At 44.8% G+C, this 18,590-nt stretch carries 22 protein-coding genes; 4 read left to right on the top strand and 18 right to left on the bottom strand.

The window, feature by feature from the left end; genetic code table 11:
* Window positions 1-85 precede the first annotated feature (85 nt).
* Window positions 86-940, bottom strand: coding sequence for a 4-hydroxybenzoate octaprenyltransferase (gene ubiA / locus ACED41_RS18700; protein WP_010438705.1), 855 nt, complete (start codon window positions 938-940; stop codon window positions 86-88).
* Entirely contained in the window at window positions 941-1,483 is a 543-nt protein-coding gene (locus tag ACED41_RS18695; RefSeq protein WP_010438706.1) for a chorismate lyase, read from the bottom strand. It lies immediately after the preceding gene.
* 162 nt (window positions 1,484-1,645) lie between these two features.
* On the opposite strand from ACED41_RS18695, the gene ACED41_RS18690 reads away from it, so the two are divergent.
* A complete protein-coding gene (locus ACED41_RS18690; RefSeq protein ID WP_017063771.1) occupies window positions 1,646-2,053 on the top strand; it encodes a flagellar basal body-associated protein FliL in 408 nt (135 codons plus the stop codon).
* Between the two features lie 87 nt (window positions 2,054-2,140).
* Here ACED41_RS18690 and glpG read toward each other — a convergent pair whose 3' ends face one another.
* From glpG to ftsY, 6 genes are all read right to left on the bottom strand, one after another.
* Window positions 2,141-2,983 (bottom strand): rhomboid family intramembrane serine protease GlpG, encoded by an 843-nt coding sequence (glpG, locus tag ACED41_RS18685; RefSeq protein WP_017063770.1) that lies wholly within the window; start codon window positions 2,981-2,983, stop codon window positions 2,141-2,143.
* A 58-nt stretch (window positions 2,984-3,041) separates the two neighbouring features.
* A complete protein-coding gene (glpE, locus tag ACED41_RS18680; RefSeq protein ID WP_017061039.1) occupies window positions 3,042-3,362 on the bottom strand; it encodes a thiosulfate sulfurtransferase GlpE in 321 nt (106 codons plus the stop codon).
* Between the two features lie 440 nt (window positions 3,363-3,802).
* Window positions 3,803-4,660: an RNA polymerase sigma factor RpoH gene (gene rpoH / locus ACED41_RS18675; RefSeq protein WP_017055518.1), complete on the bottom strand. Its 858-nt coding sequence runs from the start codon at window positions 4,658-4,660 to the stop codon at window positions 3,803-3,805.
* 177 nt (window positions 4,661-4,837) lie between these two features.
* The gene (gene ftsX / locus ACED41_RS18670; protein ID WP_017061038.1) at window positions 4,838-5,806 is read right to left on the bottom strand and encodes a permease-like cell division protein FtsX; all 969 of its coding nucleotides are present in this window, start codon (window positions 5,804-5,806) and stop codon (window positions 4,838-4,840) included.
* Window positions 5,793-6,470 (bottom strand): cell division ATP-binding protein FtsE, encoded by a 678-nt coding sequence (gene ftsE, locus ACED41_RS18665; RefSeq protein WP_004736585.1) that lies wholly within the window; start codon window positions 6,468-6,470, stop codon window positions 5,793-5,795. The genes ftsX and ftsE overlap by 14 nt, the downstream gene beginning before the upstream one ends.
* A 78-nt stretch (window positions 6,471-6,548) precedes the next feature.
* On the bottom strand, window positions 6,549-7,805 hold the full coding sequence (gene ftsY / locus ACED41_RS18660; RefSeq protein ID WP_136989532.1) for a signal recognition particle-docking protein FtsY: 1,257 nt from the start codon (window positions 7,803-7,805) through the stop codon (window positions 6,549-6,551).
* A gap of 230 nt (window positions 7,806-8,035) precedes the next feature.
* Between ftsY and rsmD the strand changes: the two genes are divergently transcribed.
* Together rsmD and ACED41_RS18650 are read left to right on the top strand one after the other, a co-directional pair.
* Window positions 8,036-8,638, top strand: coding sequence for a 16S rRNA (guanine(966)-N(2))-methyltransferase RsmD (gene rsmD / locus ACED41_RS18655; protein ID WP_017066764.1), 603 nt, complete (start codon window positions 8,036-8,038; stop codon window positions 8,636-8,638).
* Window positions 8,639-8,648: 10 nt separating this feature from the next.
* Entirely contained in the window at window positions 8,649-8,915 is a 267-nt protein-coding gene (locus tag ACED41_RS18650) for a DUF1145 domain-containing protein (protein ID WP_016784000.1), read from the top strand.
* A gap of 117 nt (window positions 8,916-9,032) precedes the next feature.
* Here the strand turns inward: ACED41_RS18650 and ACED41_RS18645 are convergent, their stop codons facing one another.
* From ACED41_RS18645 to ACED41_RS18630, 4 genes are all read right to left on the bottom strand, one after another.
* Window positions 9,033-9,617, bottom strand: a complete 585-nt coding sequence (locus ACED41_RS18645) for a YhgN family NAAT transporter (RefSeq protein WP_017061035.1) — start codon at window positions 9,615-9,617, stop codon at window positions 9,033-9,035.
* 206 nt (window positions 9,618-9,823) lie between these two features.
* Window positions 9,824-10,060: a YecH family metal-binding protein gene (locus ACED41_RS18640; RefSeq protein WP_017066763.1), complete on the bottom strand. Its 237-nt coding sequence runs from the start codon at window positions 10,058-10,060 to the stop codon at window positions 9,824-9,826.
* A gap of 90 nt (window positions 10,061-10,150) precedes the next feature.
* Entirely contained in the window at window positions 10,151-10,771 is a 621-nt protein-coding gene (locus ACED41_RS18635; RefSeq protein ID WP_017061033.1) for a lysoplasmalogenase, read from the bottom strand.
* Window positions 10,772-11,699: 928 nt separating this feature from the next.
* Window positions 11,700-12,074 (bottom strand): hypothetical protein, encoded by a 375-nt coding sequence (locus ACED41_RS18630; RefSeq protein WP_004736595.1) that lies wholly within the window; start codon window positions 12,072-12,074, stop codon window positions 11,700-11,702.
* A gap of 244 nt (window positions 12,075-12,318) precedes the next feature.
* Here ACED41_RS18630 and ACED41_RS18625 point away from each other — a divergent pair, with 244 nt between their 5' ends.
* Window positions 12,319-12,648 (top strand): DUF2500 domain-containing protein, encoded by a 330-nt coding sequence (locus tag ACED41_RS18625; protein ID WP_017061032.1) that lies wholly within the window; start codon window positions 12,319-12,321, stop codon window positions 12,646-12,648.
* 60 nt (window positions 12,649-12,708) lie between these two features.
* On the opposite strand, the gene ACED41_RS18620 is transcribed toward ACED41_RS18625, so the two are convergent.
* The 6 genes from ACED41_RS18620 to ACED41_RS18595 form a co-directional block, all read right to left on the bottom strand.
* On the bottom strand, window positions 12,709-13,722 hold the full coding sequence (locus ACED41_RS18620; protein ID WP_017061031.1) for an acyltransferase: 1,014 nt from the start codon (window positions 13,720-13,722) through the stop codon (window positions 12,709-12,711).
* Window positions 13,723-13,891: 169 nt separating this feature from the next.
* Window positions 13,892-15,112, bottom strand: a complete 1,221-nt coding sequence (gene arsJ, locus ACED41_RS18615; protein WP_371725450.1) for an organoarsenical effux MFS transporter ArsJ — start codon at window positions 15,110-15,112, stop codon at window positions 13,892-13,894.
* A 96-nt stretch (window positions 15,113-15,208) separates the two neighbouring features.
* Complete coding sequence (locus tag ACED41_RS18610; protein WP_017061028.1) at window positions 15,209-15,700, bottom strand: cyclin-dependent kinase inhibitor 3 family protein; 492 nt, start codon at window positions 15,698-15,700, stop codon at window positions 15,209-15,211.
* A gap of 21 nt (window positions 15,701-15,721) precedes the next feature.
* A complete protein-coding gene (locus ACED41_RS18605) occupies window positions 15,722-16,723 on the bottom strand; it encodes an ArsJ-associated glyceraldehyde-3-phosphate dehydrogenase (RefSeq protein WP_017061027.1) in 1,002 nt (333 codons plus the stop codon).
* A gap of 173 nt (window positions 16,724-16,896) precedes the next feature.
* Window positions 16,897-17,238: a metalloregulator ArsR/SmtB family transcription factor gene (locus ACED41_RS18600; protein WP_017063763.1), complete on the bottom strand. Its 342-nt coding sequence runs from the start codon at window positions 17,236-17,238 to the stop codon at window positions 16,897-16,899.
* Window positions 17,239-17,337: 99 nt separating this feature from the next.
* Window positions 17,338-18,558, bottom strand: coding sequence for an EAL and HDOD domain-containing protein (locus tag ACED41_RS18595; RefSeq protein ID WP_017061025.1), 1,221 nt, complete (start codon window positions 18,556-18,558; stop codon window positions 17,338-17,340).
* Window positions 18,559-18,590: the final 32 nt, after the last annotated feature.

Raw genomic sequence — 18,590 nt, 5'->3', positions numbered from 1 at the left:
ACTTCTTCTTGAAGATAAAAGCGGCTTTCCCCGGAAAGCCGCGATGAACCTTTTTCTTGAATATTCGTTTGATAAAAACTGATGCTTACCAGAAGGTAACGAACAAACCGACCGTTACGGCCATACCAACATAGTTGTTATTTAGAAAAGCTTGAAAACATAAGTCTCGGTCACGATGCCGCATCAAATGTTGTTGGTACACAAACAAGCTGCCTGCGGCTAACAATGCCCAATAGAAAGTATCACCCAATTGGTAGTGCATACCTAACACAATCAGCATCGCTAGAGTAACAAGTTGCAAAGAGCCGACGATAAGCTTATCGAAGCGACCAAATAAAATAGCCGTCGATTTAATACCAATCTTCAGGTCATCATCTCGGTCTACCATCGCATATTGCGTGTCGTAAGCAACCGTCCACAAAGCATTAATAACGAAGATAAACCAAACAATACTTGGTAGTTCATTGGTTTGTGCAGCCCATGCCATTGGTATCGCCCAACTAAACGCTAAGCCGAGGAACAACTGTGGAAGATGTGTAAAACGCTTCATGAAAGGGTAAATGAACGCCAGACCCACACCAATAAATGAGAGCTTAATGGTCAGTGGATTCATGGTGAGTACTAGCAAAAATGAAACTACGGCTAGCACTAAAAAGAGCAGAATCGCTTCCTTACTGGAAACCAAACCTGAGGGTAATGGACGCTGCTTGGTGCGTTTAACATGGCCATCCACTTTACGGTCCGCAAAATCATTGATCACACAGCCAGCTGAACGCATCAACACGACGCCGAGTACGAAAACAACCAAGACATCAAAATCAGGCATACCTTGTGCGGCGATAATCAGCGACCACAAAGTCGGCCAAAGGAGTAACAGAGTACCAATCGGGCGATTCATTCGCGTTAATTGCCAGTACGCCTTCGCTTTGGTGGCAAACATTTACACACTCTCCTTAGAGTAAATGGGTGATGTTGGTAAAAACAGTTCTGCCACAAGCATCGGTTTATGGTTCATCCATAATCGAGAGCGACGCGCGAGTAAACACTCATCACCTGCGATAACCCAACCGACTTGCAGCGCATCCCGCTCGACATTCTCAGCACTAAACACCGTTAGTCCAAGCGGGACATTTCCTTGTTGAGAAAGGTCGGAGTGTTGATGATCTTCTAACGTCACACGGGGAATCAAGGTTCGACCTAGCACCCATGGGGCATCATCACCCTTCAAAATCACTTTACGCAGCAAGCAATCAAATGATGATAAAAGATGTTCCTCGTCTTGTTGCAACATTGAGCGTTCTACAACTTGATTATGAAGCAACTCAACAGACAGGTGCTGACAACACTTCCCCAACTTGCGGGAAAGAGAACCTTGCTCCATAAGCCACTCTTTGGTGGTTTTATTAGGAAAATCAAATGTTTCTGTACTTTGCCAATCTACATTCATTAGCGAATTAAGATACAGCGATATTGGCTGATTCATACTAGTATTCAATAGGTGACTTTACACGTACAATAAAGCTTCAACTTTCGAACAAAATTAAAGCGTTCTTCGAATCGTAAACGTATTTAGATTTAGACCGCTCATTGTAACAAGACTAATGCGTTTCGAATATCGCGAATAAACTAAAGAAAAGTCACAAATATGCACAAACGTTATGTAGCCCAAATATTTCTTGCGATTACCCTACTCTTTTCAGCATCAAGTTTCGCGGAAGAGGAGTCGGCAGCTAAACTCGCCTACTTCACGCTAGAGCCAGACCTGACCACCAATTTTTACACTAAAGGTAAAAAACTGGGCTACATTCAGGTTCGCCTCGACATCATGGTGGCAAATAGTAGCGACTTGGCCGCTATTGAGCATCACCAACCACTGATTCGCGATGCGGTGATTGAATTGCTTGGCAAACAAAACGAAGAAACCATTAAATCTCTATCTGGCCGTGAAGACTTAAGAAAATCCTTAGTTGAACACCTCAACAAGATTTTGCTTCCAGAGACAGGTAAAACCCTGATTGCTGACTTACTGTTTACCAAGTACCTTTATCAGTAATGATGTAAAACGAATCCCAATAAAAAAGCGGCTCATCTGGCCGCTTTTTTTGTCTCTATCGTTTGGCTACTCATTAGAAGATATGAATTAGCTTCTTGCCGAGCTTGGTGCTTTCATCGCATCGATAAAGCCAATAATCACACCAGCGGCTAGACCAGCTAAATGCGCCGTATTGGCGATAGCCATAAATGGCTGCATGTACCCAAGCACCAACCACACCAACATAAAGCCGACAATCTGTCTTGGGATACCTAAACCAAGTTGTGGCGCCTTCGCACCAACCACCCATAAGTAACCAACCAAGGCATACACAACACCAGACAAACCACCGAAGTTCGCCCCTTCAACCCAATACTGCCCAGCACCTGAAAGCGCAGAAGAGACAGCAAAGATCTGAAGTAGCTTGAGGCTGCCAAGTTTCTTCTCAATGTCTCCACCTAGCTGCCACCACCACAAAATATTAAATGCGATGTGCATAACAGAGAAATGTAGAACGGCATGACTCAACCAACGCCACAGCTGCCATTGCTGTCCATCCACCGCTGGGAAATGTAGGGCATTGAAAATAGCTTGGCCAAAACCGATCTGTTGCAGCGCAAAAATCACCACACACACCAACATCAGGCTTAGTGTCACTGGGCCTGCTTTGGCTTTGATCATGCCCATGAAGCTTGGCGTGTGGTAATGGAAGTTGCTCTTTCTGGTCTCTGCCATGTCCCAAGATGCAGCTTGATAGCGCTTATGATTGGGCTCAGCCAGAAAACGATTCAGCTCAGCTTCGGTTTCAACCTGAAATTGGCCATCAAGAAGCCAAAGAGCAAAACGCCCTTCTCCCTCTGGAGACATCTGAATAGGGATCTGACGAGAGGCCATATAATCAATAAATGCTTGAGCAAGACGTGGATTGTCTAACACCATCAATCTAATCATTGTTACTTCCTATTCATTTTATGAGGGATGCTTGAGGCGGTTCAGGTGATGAAAGTCATTAACCTGCGATCACTGGAAGTTCAGCACGATGCCAAGCTTCGAAACCACCATCAACACTATATACCTCTTCAAAGCCTTGGTTCACTAAATATTGTGCCGCACCTTGGCTACTGATGCCGTGGTAGCACATCACTAAGATAGGTTGTTCGAACTCAACCTCATCCATGAATGACACCATCGTATCGTTAGTCAGGTGGTAGGCTGTTTTTGGGTGGGCAACCGCAAAAGACTGCGGGTCACGTATATCGACAAGTCGAGCTTCGCCTTGTTCGATGAGGGCTTGAGCGCCTTTAACATCGATATGTTTAAACTGGTCCATGACTTTCTCTTTTTATACTGATTTACTTTGCTGCCATTGTAACCTATCCCAAGGCTAACATTCACATCCACTTAATAAGGTTATCCACCAGCGATCACTTTTACACCATTTGTGGATAAATCTGTGAATTGCGTGAATAAAGTGTCTTTTCAAAAATAGATCCACAACATGTAGTAATGATCCTGATCTAACTGTGGGTTAACTGAAACATATCCCCACTCGAAAAACCCCGTCAAAGCCTTACTACACACTGCTTTTAGATAGCTGACGAATAAACTTCTCACAGAGTTATCCACAAAATCATTTTGCAAATTTCGATCGCAAAAGTTGAGAAATCGATCCAAAACAAAAAGACCGAGATCTCTCGATCTCGGCCTTTTCAAAATTCAGCTATTTGTTAGCTCTACTAGAAAGTAGAAGCTAATAGAAACTAGATGCTATTAGAAATCACCAACGGCTTGTTTCAATTTCTTCATCGCATTCTTTTCTAACTGGCGAACACGCTCAGCTGAGATACTGTAGGTATCCGCTAAGTCTTGCAGGGTTGCCTTGTTGTCGTCTAACCAACGTGAGCGAACAATGTGTTGGCTACGCTCGTCTAAGCTTGCTAGTGCTAGCCCTAGGCGATTATTGGTGTGTGACTCCCAGTTAGCCGCTTCAACCGTCTCAGCAACGTCTGACGCCTTGTCTTCTAGGTAGTAAACTGGAGCAGTGTAAGCAGAACCGCCATCGTCATCGTCCATAGGCGCTTCAAACGTCGCATCTTGTGCTGCTAAGCGAGATTCCATCTCACGAACTTCTGAAGGCTCAACACCCAGTTCACGAGCAACCGTCTCAACTTCACCGTTATTGAACCAACCCAAACGCTTTTTAGACTTACGAAGGTTAAAGAACAGTTTACGCTGTGCCTTAGTGGTCGCAATTTTAACGATACGCCAGTTACGTAGAACGTATTCATGGATTTCAGCTTTGATCCAGTGAACAGCAAACGAGACGAGACGAACACCAACTTCTGGATTGAAGCGCTTAACAGCCTTCATCAAGCCGATGTTACCTTCTTGGACGAGATCAGCCATTGGTAGCCCGTAGCCAGAGTAGCCTCTTGCAACGTGCACCACGAATCTTAGGTGGGAAAGGATCAAGCCTTTCGCAGCGTCGATCTCACCTTTGTAATGTAATCGCTCTGCAAGTCCACGTTCCTCTTCAGGAGTCAGCATAGGGTAGCTGTTCGCTGAGCGGATATAGCTATCTAAACTATCTTGTGTGACTAAAGCCATTTGATACGCTTGGTTTGCCATTCGGTTCCTCATCAATCTCTGATCTGGAGTAATACATCTATTAAAACCCTACAATCTTGAACCTAAAATGAACAGGTTTCAAGGAGGGGGAAGTAATTATGCATAATCAATTCGTCTATACAAGGCAAAAACTGGTTAAGAAGTGCCTATTTTTCGTCTAAATATGACTCTATTCACCTAAACTGGTTCAATTTCTTTTAGGTGACGCTGTGCAGAAAGCTTTGCAGCCACACTACCAAGCAGAGTTCCGACGATCAAAAGCAGTAAAGATTCATCCCAACTCAGGCCAATTAAACGGAAGTGGCTGTCGTATAGCTGAGCCAAGTCATCCACCGCGCTGTTCAGCAATACGGTAATCAATGCCGTCATTACCCAAGCGCTAATCGAACCTAAAACGCCAAACCACATCCCAGCATAAAGGTATGGTCGAAGAATGTAGCTGTCGGTCGCACCAATCAGCTTCATGGTTTGAATCTCTTCTTTATGCGCCAACACATTAAATCGTAGTGTATTGCCGATAATCAGAAATACCGCGCCCAGCATCAATACCGTTAAGGTAATCACGATGACAGCCGCTAATGCTTTGATTGCATCTAATCGCGCTAACCAATCTTCGTCTAGGCGAACATCGGTCACTAATTCTTGTTGTTTAACTGTGCCTGCCAGCTCTTTAATTAAGGTATCGCTGTGCACGCTTGGCGTAATCACCAGCACACCTGGCAGTGAATAATCGTCGAGAATGGTTAGGGCGTCTTCAAAACCAGAATACTGGCTGAGGTCTGCAAGCCCTTGCTGCGGAGAAATGTACTCCACGAGCTCAACTTGATCCCAACTTTCGATTTCATCCTTAAGCACCATTACTCGTGGCTCAGGAATACCATCCTCTACATAAGCACTTATTTGTGACGGGCTAGTGACATCTTGCGCCACTTCCCCTACATTTTTACCTAATAGGTACAAACAAGCTGGCATCGCCAACGCCATAGAGATCACCGCAAGGGTCAGTAAGTTGCCTAACGGGCGCTGCCACATTTGCGAGAACGATGACTTGGCTTGTTTCCAGTGAACAACAAAGAAGCCGTCGCTTGAAGCGCGGTTTGCTGCTCGATTAGATTGAGGTTTTTTGATGCGCTTATTCGCGGCCATAGTCTTCAACCTCACTCAAAAATCCTTGGTTTAATTCAAGATGGCGGTACTGAGGGCGAGTGTTCACTAACCCGATATCATGCGTCGCTAGGATGATCGTCACACCTGCGCGGTTGAATTCTTCAAATAATCGCAACACACGGTTAGATAATTCAGGGTCTAGATTACCGGTAGGCTCATCGGCTAAAAGCAGAGTTGGACGGTTAACCACGGCGCGAGCAATACCCACGCGTTGTTGTTCACCACCAGAAAGTTGGCTTGGCAAACAACGGGCTTTATCTAATAAACCGGTTTTATCCAACGCAGCACTGACTCGGCGTTTTATTTCGTTTTCAGAAATAGATTCAATACGCATAGGCAGAGCGACGTTATCGAAAATCGAACGGTCCATCAGCAGGCGATGGTCTTGAAAAACAATCCCAATATTACGGCGTAAGAAAGGAATGTCTTTGGCTGGGATACGAGTGATATCGTGATCGTTGAACCAGACACGTCCATCAGTTGGACGCTCTATCGCGCAGATCAACTTCAGCAAGGTACTTTTACCAGCCCCAGAGTGCCCACCCAAAAAAGCCATCTCTCCACGTTTCAGGTGAAAGTCCACTTTTTGGAGCGCTTGTCTTCCACCTCGGTAGGCTTTACTCACTTGCTGAAATTTGATCACCGAAAATTCCTCTTACGATCACTAATATCAAATTTAAAAACGGTAGCAGATTAAGGATAAACCACTTTGCTACTCGCGTTACTCTTCGCGGCTAAATAGTGCTTCAATGAAGTCTTTAGATTCAAATGGACGCAGGTCATCAATACCTTCACCCACACCAATGTAGCGGATTGGAATCTGGAACTGGTCAGCAATTGAGAAAATTACACCACCTTTCGCCGTACCATCTAGCTTAGTCAGTGTAATACCCGTAACTGGAGCCACTTCACTGAACAACTTCGCTTGGCTGATAGCGTTCTGACCTGTACCTGCATCGAGCGTTAGCATGATTTCGTGTGGCGCAGAGTCATCAATCTTCTTCATTACACGAACGATCTTGCGTAGCTCTTCCATCAGGTTGCTCTTGTTCTGCAAACGACCGGCTGTATCAGCAATCACAACATCAACACCACGAGCCTTCGCTGCTTCAATCGCATCGTAGATAACAGACGCACTGTCCGCACCAGTGTGTTGAGCGATAACTGGCACATCGTTACGCTGACCCCAAACCTGAAGCTGTTCAACGGCTGCAGCACGGAAGGTATCACCCGCTGCTAGCATCACTTTCTTGCCTTCATTTTGGAATTGTTTCGCCAGCTTACCGATCGTAGTTGTCTTACCTACACCGTTCACACCCACCATTAAGATAACGTAAGGTGTTTTAGTGGTATCAACAACCAGTGGCTGTTCCACTTGGCTTAAGATGTCTGCCATCTCTTCTTTGAGCAGACCATAAAGCGCTTCACCGTCTTTTAGGTCATTGCGAGATGCTTTTTCTGTCAGGTTTTCAATGATCTTAACCGTGGTATTCATACCCACGTCAGCAATCAGAAGTTGCTCTTCTAGCTCTTCAAACAGGTCTTCATCGATTTGCTTGCCTTTGAACAGACCAAAGAAACCAGCACCGATGTTTGCTTTAGTGCGGCTTAGGCTGCGCTTAAGACGAGCAAAGAAGCTTTCTGTCGGCTTCTCTTGTACTTCTTCAACCTTAGCTTGAGGAACTGCCACTTCTTCCTGTTCTGCTTCTGCTTCTGCTTCTGCTTCTGCTTCTGCTTCTGCTTCTGCTTCTGCTGCGACAGGTTGCTGCTCTTGTTGAGCTTCTTCAAGCGCTTGCTCAGATTCAGTTGGCTTAACTTGTTCAGCTTCAGGCGCGACCTGTTCAGCCTCAACTTGTGATTCAACTTCAGTTTGATCTTCAACGCTTTCTACGTTCGCTTCATTCTGAGTTTTTGGGCTTTGTTCTTCTTCACCAAAACCAAGCCACGATAATAATCCGCGCTTCTTTTTTTCCGTCATCAGAGGAGTTTCCTAGATCTACTAATTAGCTGTATTGACTTAATACACGTCGACTCTTTGCTATTGTTATACAATACAAGCTTGTACAAACGAATAGTAAAGAAAAATGACAAAGCAGTGATAAGTTTGCTTTTAGCTTGATACACTTTGTCATTGCAAATTTATTTAATACACGAACCCACTTAAATTGGGCTCGGTATAGTATCACTTTATTAGCGGTCAAAAAATCTATGGTAAGACGTCGCCAGCAAAACACATCACAAAAAAAGCCATCCGGAGGCTTTGTTCGAATTATTAGTGGCTCATGGAGAGGTAGAAAGCTGCCTGTTCATGATTTAGAAGGATTACGCCCAACCATTGACCGAGTAAAAGAAACACTCTTTAACTGGGTGGCTCAAGATATCCCACATTCAACTTGCTTGGATGTATTTGCCGGTTCTGGCGGTCTAGGTTTTGAAGCAGCTTCTCGCCAAGCCAAAATGGTGACACTGCTCGAAATGAATCAAAAGGCGGCTAAACAGCTTTCTGATAACGCGAAAGAGCTCAAGGCAGACAACATTAATGTCGTGAATACTGATGCTATCTCTTTCCTTAAGAAACCGGGCACGCCTTACGATATGGTTTTCCTTGATCCACCATTTCGTCAAGGCTTACTGGCAGAAACAGTACAACTGCTTGAGAGTAACGGTTGGCTTGCAGACAATGCCATCATTTACGTCGAGACAGAGAAAGAACTGAAACTCGAAGCTATGCCAGAGAACTGGGAATTGCATCGCGACAAGACCACCGGACAGTCAAGCTACCGACTGTTCAATCGAATCACTGAAGAATAGGAGTTATTGAATGAAGTTCTTGCTTCCACTAGCAAAAGCAGCCATCGCCTTTGTTTGGTTTATCTTAATCGTAAATATTTTCTACCCGTTTCCGGGTAATGCTGCGATTGCGCTTTATATCATGACCGCATTCTTGTTCTTCATGCACGGCCTGCAGATGCTGATTTTCATCGGTGCATTCGGCGATAAGATCGAGATGTCACGTTGGGAGAAGTGGTCAATATTGATTTTCGGTGTCTTCGCCTTACTCGATATCCGACGCAAACACATGATGTAATCGAGCTTAAGCCCAGATATAAAACGCTTAGCTACAGAAAACATCATGACAGAAACAGTAGAGACAAAAACGCCGCTCATTTAAGCGGCGTTTTTTTATTCAGCAATGATATTGATGTTAGCCCATGTAGCCTTTCACACCATCGAGGAACATTTGCGTCGACAGCATAACCAACAACAAGCCCATCAAGCGTTCGATGGCTTTAAGACCTCTCTCTCCCAGCACTCGCAGGAAGAAGCCATTAAACATCAGAATGAAGAAGGTAGCGCCCCAAGCCAGCATCACAGCCGCTGAAAGCTCTAACATGTTGTCTGGATGCTGGGTCGACAGCAGAATCAGTGCAGCAATCACTGAAGGGCCAGCAATCATAGGAATCGCCATCGGTACAATAAACGGCTCTTCACCAGCCGCAAGGCCAGTAATGCTGCCTGCGCTTGGGAAAATCATCTTAATCGCGATGATAAATAGAATGATACCGCCAGAAATACTCAAGGTTTCAGGCTGTACGTGCAGGAAGTTCATGATGCTTTGACCCGCAAATAAGAACAGCAGCAAGATAACCAGTGCGAACATCAGCTCACGAATCAGAACAATACGGCGACGCTTCGGGTCAATATGCTTAAGGATAGAGAGCACGATTGGCAAGTTGCCAAGCGGGTCCATGATAAGAAACAGCATGGTTGCTGCAGATAAGATTTCCATAAGTTTGTCTCGAAAAGCGTAAGTGCGCGGAGTATAGCAGCCTCAACATTGATTTTCGAACGCAGTGATAAGCGGGTTAACTGATGCTTTTAAAAGGGGATGTTATAAGAAGGCAAATTAGCGAAAGCAGATTGAAAGGTAATGAAAAGAGTGGAGCCGAAACATGCACCCACTCTTTATTCACGAATAAAACAAGCCACTAAGAATTAGTGATTACACACACGTTCGCGGTTAGTGCAAAGCTTATCATCGACAACGACAACCTTTTCCATCTTCAAGAAAAACTTCAACAGGCTATCTAAATCCAGACCATTGAGCTTACAAGTATGGAAGCGAGCTTCTTCGCCATAGGTTTGAGCAAGCGCTAATGTTAGCTCTTCGCGAGTCAGTGGCTTTTCACTAAGCAGGTTTAAAACGTTGTGTGCGTGAATTTCAGTCGTCATAACTCAATCTCATGTTTAATGAATTACACGTAGAGTACCGAGTTTTAGCAACGCCGTTTTGATGTAGCTCAGGCTTGAGAGAGCTCTACCCTAAATAGTAATCGATGCGACGATGAATGCGTGTGCGAGAAAGTAACTGCCCGTTACCCAAAAGTAAGCGCCCTTGATTGGGCTGCGGTAACTGTTTAGCGCATAAGCTAAGGCCGAAAGGAGCAGCACGCTACAGCCAGCAAAACCGACCGCGTGTGATAACTGAGGATCCAGCAGCCAAACCTCACCAGAAGCCCATGCTAACTGAATAAGCACAATGCCCATGATGACCACGGGAAAAACGAGTTTGTCTAAGCGTGGCAGCAGTAAAAAGAAAGCAACAACGCAAGCTGCCAATAACAGCGCGAACAACCACCAAACCATTTCACCTGATAGCTGTAACCAAAAAGCTTTGCTGTAACAGAGTTGAGCCAATAAGAAGCAGACAAAATGCAGAGGGCGTTTTTGAGTGAGAGTATGAAGCACATCTGCGATCGCAGAGATAGCCAACCCCGCAACTATCCAATAGGTAAAGTCAGCCACAACCGACTGAGTTAAAGCAATTGTCGCTAATAATACAAAGGTAAATACCTTATACGATAAGGCCTGACCGATATGTCCATGTTTCGTTCCTGCTATTGCTCCGATACCAGATAAGGAAACCGCTAACCAACTCCACATACCACTTGCCCTATTGCTTTAAATCGTCGCCAGTCTAGGCACACGAGTGTTGATGTAAAGCCTCAGCCCCTCAAAATTGGATCTTGATTACGCTTCCACTAAAAAGAGTCTCTTTAGATTGAAGTCGTAACAATTACCACCATGACAATGGCCATTCGTTTAAAACTAGAACGAATCATCATAAAACCCATTCAAACTGGCATTAGAGTCGCCATACTTGAATTTTGGCCAATTCTAACCTATCGACCCCACCAAAACCGGCCTAATTCCGTCAAATACCACACTTGAAAAATTAAAATAACCACCTTTAAATCAAACAATAACAATAACTTAAACAAAGAAACTCAAGATTAATAAGGAAATAAAAACGCCAACCAAGCCTAGACTTGTAAAGTAGCCAGTTTTCTTTTTTTAAATCCCAGTTTTGTCAGGTTATTTCAAGCCCCCGGTAAAAACCGCCACAAAAACCAAGTCGAAAACTTAAAAAACCAACCAAAACAAACCTAGCCACCACCAGCCCCTATTAATACAGTTTAACAACCTTTAACAATATAAATTACACAAAACAACCATTACAAAACAACAAGTTAAATCAAATTAGAACAAACATAAATCACAACGAACAAAATAAGAACACACCATAAAACACAGTTAAACACTGCCAAACAAGCCAAAAACTCATAGTTTTCTACTACTTTTAAAGCTTTCGAAAGTAATTCTTGATCTAAAGCCATAAGTAGTGCTATTCTTTAAAACATAGCGAGAGACAACCAAATTTAGGAGTAGTGTTATGATTTCATCTTCGCAAAGACAAGGACTTGTAATGATCGCGGTAGTTGTAGGTCTAATGACACTACCGATGATGTACTAAGCAAGTTACAGATAAAAAAAGGGACGCCATGAGCGTCCCTTTTTTTGTTCAATTTTTTCACTTCGAAAACAGATGCAGTGTTAGCACATCCCAGTTCGCATAATAGAAACCTGCGGCAGCTAAAGTCATTGCCATCATCAGTAAGATCGCAACTCGCCAGATAAAACGACCACTACGTGGAGTCAGCTCCTTCTCACAGTCGTTACACATCATGATGAACTTATGTTGGTCTTCCAACTTAGCCTCATGTTCATTGACTACCTTGTTACGACACGTTGCGATATAACGCAGCTTGCTCACCATATCGTGCGGTAGCCTTTCTTCACAGCTTGTTACAAGCTCATGCAATCCTTCGCCTTCGGCATGATATTGAAGCCTCAATAATTTCTCTATATTGCGAGTTCTTGTCACCACTTTTTCAATATCGGTCATCTTGGCCCTCCCACTCCACACTATAATTCTAGTCGAGCATTTCCCTATTCTTATACAAAATCACTGTTATTTACGAGAGAAAGAGACAATAAATAACAATGCTTTATCCCAAACCGACCATTAAATGTGATGTCTGCCGAAAAATAATCAGCTTGGCTTACAACAGTTCACGAATAACGGCTTTAAACACATATCCCTATTGCCTGAAAGACTAGAATAACCATCACGACTACATGGAGGTTATATGCCTAATTCACTCTTTTTTGCCATCTTTGCTCTCGCTGCTCTAGCGGCTTGGGTATTTATTGGTTTCTATCGAAAACACTCGCAAGGTGAAAATGCGCCAGAGAAGAAAGTGAATGTCACGGTGTTAGACAAACAATCGATCGACCTTCCTGACGCAGAACCGGGCCAAGAAGATCAAGAGTACTGGATTTACGTTCAACGTGGTGTGGTTGGTCCGAAGCGAGAATTCCAAGTCGGCATCCACTACTTCCACGCCCTTAACCCTGGCGACAAAGGAACCTTAACCTACCAAGGCGATAAGTTCTTACACTTTGCGTTGAAGCGCTAAACGTCAGCCGCTTCAACTGTCTCCCCTAAGTAATCCATCAGAAAGCCTTAGCAATCACCGCTAAGGCAATAACCAACGCGTTTTCTCTGACTTAGACACCAACCAGCTCATCCATAATGCGCCAGCTCCGCTGATCACAATCCATAATGGAATAACCCATGCCGGATGTCCTTGGTACCAACCAAACTCTTTCATCGGCCACAAGAAAATCGGGTGCAGCAGGTAAATACCTAAGCTGTGCTTACTGATAAAGCCAACCACTTGGTTACTCTTCTCAGACAGGCCTTCACCATAGTAACGGCATACCATGAACACCATGCTCGCGGCTAATACGGTATTCAACGTTTTGTAAGATAGCCAGCGCCCTACCGTGTACTCTTCTGCTACCAAGCTTGCATCAACCACCATGTAAACCGTGGTTAGTAACGCTAGCCCACCCAGTAACACACTCACGCCAACGGTCATCTTGTTAAGTGGCACAATCTTATACAGCAAGTAACCCAATGGTAAGTAACCGGTGTACAACCACAATTCGTGACTCCAAGGGCCATCGATTTTCAGTAAGAACAGCAATGTTGTGAACAACCATACCGCCGTAAAGGCATAGACCGATCTATCACCGTACTTTCTAACCATGATCTGCAAGAACGGAATCACAAAATAGAGTGGGATGAAGTAATAGAAGAAACCAAGGTGGTAATAGGTGTAATGATGGTAGCTATTAAGCAACACGTCCCAACTGACGTCGGCATCAAAGCCCATTGCTGACCAGCCCGACAGATAGGTATAGAAAAGCGACCAGACAATGAAAGGTATCAGTACCTTGCCCAAACGACGCTTGAGGTAGTATTTGGCGTCAAACGGGCGCTGATCACTGAGCATCAGTGCGCCAGTAATCAAAATGAACACAGGTACTGCCCAGCGGCTGAAACCGTTTACCGTAATGGCAGTAAGCCATTCACCGAAAGGAATAGTGCCCAACTCATTGCGATAAGGCGCCAAAACATGAATCGCGATAACCGCTACGGCCGCGACACATCGTGCTAAATCAAAAAAGAGAATTCGCTGCTTCATGTAAATGCCTGATTAATATTCAATCATTCTACTATAGCAATAAAAAAGCTGACCGGAATAAATACCAAGTCAGCTTAGTGTTAAAGGAGATACTTATCGCGAATTTAGCTCATACGACTCTAGCTTCTGCGACTTGAGCTCTCACAAATGAGGCTCATGTGGCTGAAGCTTATGCCGCTGAAATTTGCGGCACTTTCGGTAAACGCAGAGAGATCACCGTCGTTATCGCCAAGAATGCGAAGGAAACCCACAGACACGCAGACAAACCGGCCATTTGGAATACCAAGCCCGACAATATCGTGCCAATCAAACGGCCCATCGCGTTTGCCATGTAGTAGAAACCGACATCAAGAGAAACGCCATCACCTTTCGCATAACTCACAATAAGGTATGAGTGCAGCGATGAATTCACCGCAAAGATGGCACCAAACACCATCAAGCCACCGATAATAACGAACTCGGGTTGCCAGCCAATTTGCACCGCATAGGCAATACCTGCAGTCACGATAACCAACGCCCCCGCCCATAATAGCGCTGCATGTCCATCAGGCACCTTGCCTTGTGCTTTACCAGTAATCTTGGGTGCAATGCCCTGCACAAAGCCGTATGCGATGGTCCAAGCCGCTAAAAAGCCACCCACCCATAAGTGATCCCACCCAAACACGCTGCCTAGGTAAATCGGCAAAGCAATCACAAACCACACATCACGAGCGCCAAACAGGAACATACGTGCTGCGGATAGGATGTTGATGGATTCAGACTTAGAGAAGATCTGTTTAAACTTAGGTTTAGTTTTCGCTTTACCCATGTCCGCTTCTAAGCTCAACACACTGCCAACGAAGACCAATGCCAACACGGCTGCCATCGCAAGCACAGCGTATTGGAAGCCAATCGTTGAAAGTAGTAAACCACCAATAAAGAAGCCTGCCCCTTTAAGCGCATTCTTAGATCCGGTCAGAATCGCAATCCACTTATAAAGCGCGCCTTGTTGTTCATCAGGAACCAGAGTCTTAATTGAGCTCTTGGCACTCATCTTATTGAGGTCTTTAGCGATACCAGACAAGGCTTGCGCCGCCATGACCCAAGGAATGGTCAGCATTGCCGTTGGCACCGCGAGCATACCCAAGGCGACGACTTGCATGCCTAACCCAATGTTCATGGTCTTATTGAGGCCAAGACGCGCCCCTAACCAGCCACCGATTAGGTTAGTCACCACACCAAAGAATTCATAGAAAAGGAACAGTGAGGCGATTTCTAACGAACTGTAGCCAAGGTCGTAAAAATACAGAACCACCAACATGCGAAGTGCACCATCAGTAATGGTGAAGTTCCAGTAGTTAAAAGTCACCAACATGTATTGGCGAACGCTCTTACTTAGATTTGAAAACATAACGCTATCTCTGCAATCTAAACAAAAAGAGCTTTTGGATCATGATAAGTTCAACACTCCAGAGACCAAAAGCTCCCTGTCTAACACTGATGACTATTAGCTATTCGCTACGCCATTAATGTATTCAACCTGGATAGGTTTAGTGAAGGCACCTGGACGCAGTGCCTGCACCTCTTGAACTACCTTGCTCAAATCCCAGCCTTTTTCTAACAGTAGGTGAGCTGCGAACAAACCAGTGCGACCAGAGCCGCCCATACAATGCATTGCAACCTTGCCGCCGTTATCGACGATGTTATGTAGCTCAGGGCTAGCTGCTTGCCACTTCGCAGCAAAACCAGCACCCGGTGCACAGTCGTCTTCAATTTCGATCTGGAACCATTGCATACCTAACGCACGTGTTTTTTCACCAAGTGCCGCCACGTCTTTGCTTGCAAGCTCATGGTCATCAAGTGCTGTCACGATAGCTTCAACGCCTTGCTCTTTTAGCTGAGCCAGTGATGCATCAAGCGTTGCTTCTTTTGTGCCTGGGCACGGAGTAAGCACTAGCGCACCTTGCTCTAGGTCTAGTTGCCATGTTGGATGTATCATTATATCTTCTCCAGATTCTTATTAAGCAAGGCCAACGGTACGAACAAGCTCAGCGGTACGTGTTGCGTAACCCATCTCATTGTCGTACCAAGCGTAGATCTTAACCATGCGCTTACCGACCAACATCGTTGATAGTGCATCCACGATTGTTGAGCGTTGGTCGCCTTTGTAATCGATAGAAACCAGTGGACGCTCTTCAAAGCCAAGAATACCTTTTAGTTCATTCTGAGACGCTTCTTTCAGCATCGCGTTAACTTCTTCTGCCGTGGTGTCTTGCTTCACTTCGAAGATGATGTCTGTCAGAGAAGCGTTCGCTAGCGGTACACGAACTGCGTGGCCGTTGATGCGGTTTTCTAGCTCAGGGAAGATCTCAACAATCGCTTTGGCGCTGCCCGTCGTTGTTGGGATAAGACTCATGCCACATGCACGTGCGCGGCGTAAGTCTTTGTGCGGCGCATCAAGAATAGTTTGCGTGTTAGTTAAATCGTGAATAGTGGTGAAGGCTGCGTTCTCGATACCAAGCTTCTCGTTGATCACCTTAACCACTGGCGCGATACAGTTCGTTGTACAAGACGCTGCCGTTACGATTTTGTGTACCGCAGGGTCGAAGATATTGTCATTCACACCAACAACGATGTTTGCGATGCCTTCTTCTTTCACTGGCGCCGATACCACAACACGTTTCACGCCCTGCTCTAGGTATTTGTTTAGGAAAGAGGTCTTACGGTGAACACCTGTCGCTTCGATAACCACATCACAACCAGACCAGTCGATCGCATCGATGTCGCGCTCTTGTGTGGTCTTGATGCGCTGGCCATTAATGATCATCTCATCGCCTTCTGCAGTTACTTCGTGGTGAAAGCGACCTTGAACTGAATCAAATTCTAGAAGGTGGGCCAGTGTTGTTGTGTCGCCAGCAACATCGTTAATTTGAACAAATTCTAGCTCATCCCAATCGAATGCTGCGCGAAGTGCTAGACGGCCGATACGACCAAAACCATTAATACCTACTTTGACTGTCATTTTCTGTTCTCTCAGTTAATTGCCTTCATATTTGAAGCCGCAGCGTTGTTGACTACGTTCACTTACCGGAGCGCCGGCCGCCCTAATTACATAGAGCCACTATGCTCATAGGGATAAGTTCACTTGTCGCCTAGCTGCAACTACAACTATTTCGGCATTAAGTTTTAATGTATTTAAACGCAACATACTGGGCGTGAGTTCATCGACTCTAAGCGCTCAATATCTTGCTGGTATTCAGTTTTCAAACAGTTCGATGCAATAAGGTCGTCAATTAACTTTAGCATCCAACCTGGTAAATCTTGTGACAGGCGGTAAAACACCCACTGCCCCTGGCGAACATCAATCAAAACACCGTTTGAACGCAGCTGCGCAAGATGGCGTGAAACCTTTGGCTGACTTTCTTGCAATGCCTGAGTCAACTCACCAACCGATAAGCACTCATTGCGAACTATCAACATTAAGCAACGCACTCGCGTTTCATCGGACAGTAATTTAAAAAATTGGTGAGGAAGCATAAAAACATACTCATATATGGATATGCACATATCTTAGATATAAAAAAACGCACGTCAAGGCGTGCGTTTCAATTGTCATAAAAGTTTAACGAAGAAATATCAGAGCTTGTTGGTCACGGTATGGCTCCAACGGCGCGCTTCAGTAAGCTCCGTTTTAACCTGATCCACGCTTAATCCTAAATCGGCGCAGTGCTCATCAATCTGTTGCCAATCGGCATGCTCAAAGCTCTCTTCAAGTGCGAGCAAGGTACCATATGGCCCTTCTCTACGTAATAGAGCAACCTTGATACTTTTACACAGCGGCAACTGCTCGACTAAGTTATCTAACGACAAGTCCAACAGAGCATCCAACAAGGAGAATAAGCCAATCATAAAGGCCTGTTCTCTATACCCTTCAAATGCCTGATAGCGAGACATACGCTGACAAAACTGAGCACGCTGTAGAGACAATCCATACAGCTCTTTAGGCTTTTTATCGGACACATAAGAGGCGACGGCTAACGAGACAAACATTTTCAGTTTCTCTTGACCTAGATATACCAAAGCCTGACGAAAAGAAGAGATGGTAACTTCAAGGCGCGGCGACATAGTATTCACAAAACGCAGCAGCTTATATGAGAGCGCCACATCTTTCGCGACAATGCTCTCCACCCGTTGAAAGTCCACATCGGGCTTACACACTTCTTGAAACAGCTCCATAGCAATCACTTGCTCAGGGCTAATGTATTTACTCTTGATGATTTCCGGTTTATTGAAAAAGTAACCTTGGAAAAACTTAAAGCCAGCCTCTTTGGCTTGCTGGAATTCTTGTTCGGTCTCAACGCGCTCCGCCAAAAAGCTAAACTTTTTCCCTTGATGCGCCCTAACCAAATCACACGCTTCATCCAAACCCATCTGCATAATATCGAGCTTTACGATATGCGTGTATTTAAGGAAACGTTCCCATTCTGGGGTCGAAGTAAAATCATCTAGGGCAATCATGTAACCCGCTTGGTAAAGGTCTTTAACCGCTTCCAACAATTCATCTGTTGGTTTACAGGTTTCCAGAATCTCTACCACCACCTTATCTTTCGGCAAACTTAAGGGCAGTCGACGAATCAAACTTTGATAAGGGAAGTTGATAAAGCAGCGTGAAGATGGAATAGAAGGGTTAAGACCAACAGACAAGAAGTTCTCAACAATCAGACGATACGTTGCTCGATTAGACTCAATATGCGCTGGGTACGCATTCTTTTCTCCATCGCGAAATAACAACTCATAGCCGAGTGTATTCCTCTTGCGATTTAAGATAGGTTGTCGAGCAACGTATGTAGCGGTCATTTCTTGATAACTCTGATTGGTTTAACTATAAC

Source organism: Vibrio sp. 1F255 (genome assembly GCF_041439145.1).
In the GTDB taxonomy this organism is placed as follows: Bacteria; Pseudomonadota; Gammaproteobacteria; order Enterobacterales; family Vibrionaceae; genus Vibrio; species Vibrio crassostreae_C.
The sequence above is the reverse complement of the archived record's forward strand: the minus strand, read 5'-3'. Positions and strand labels throughout refer to the sequence as shown.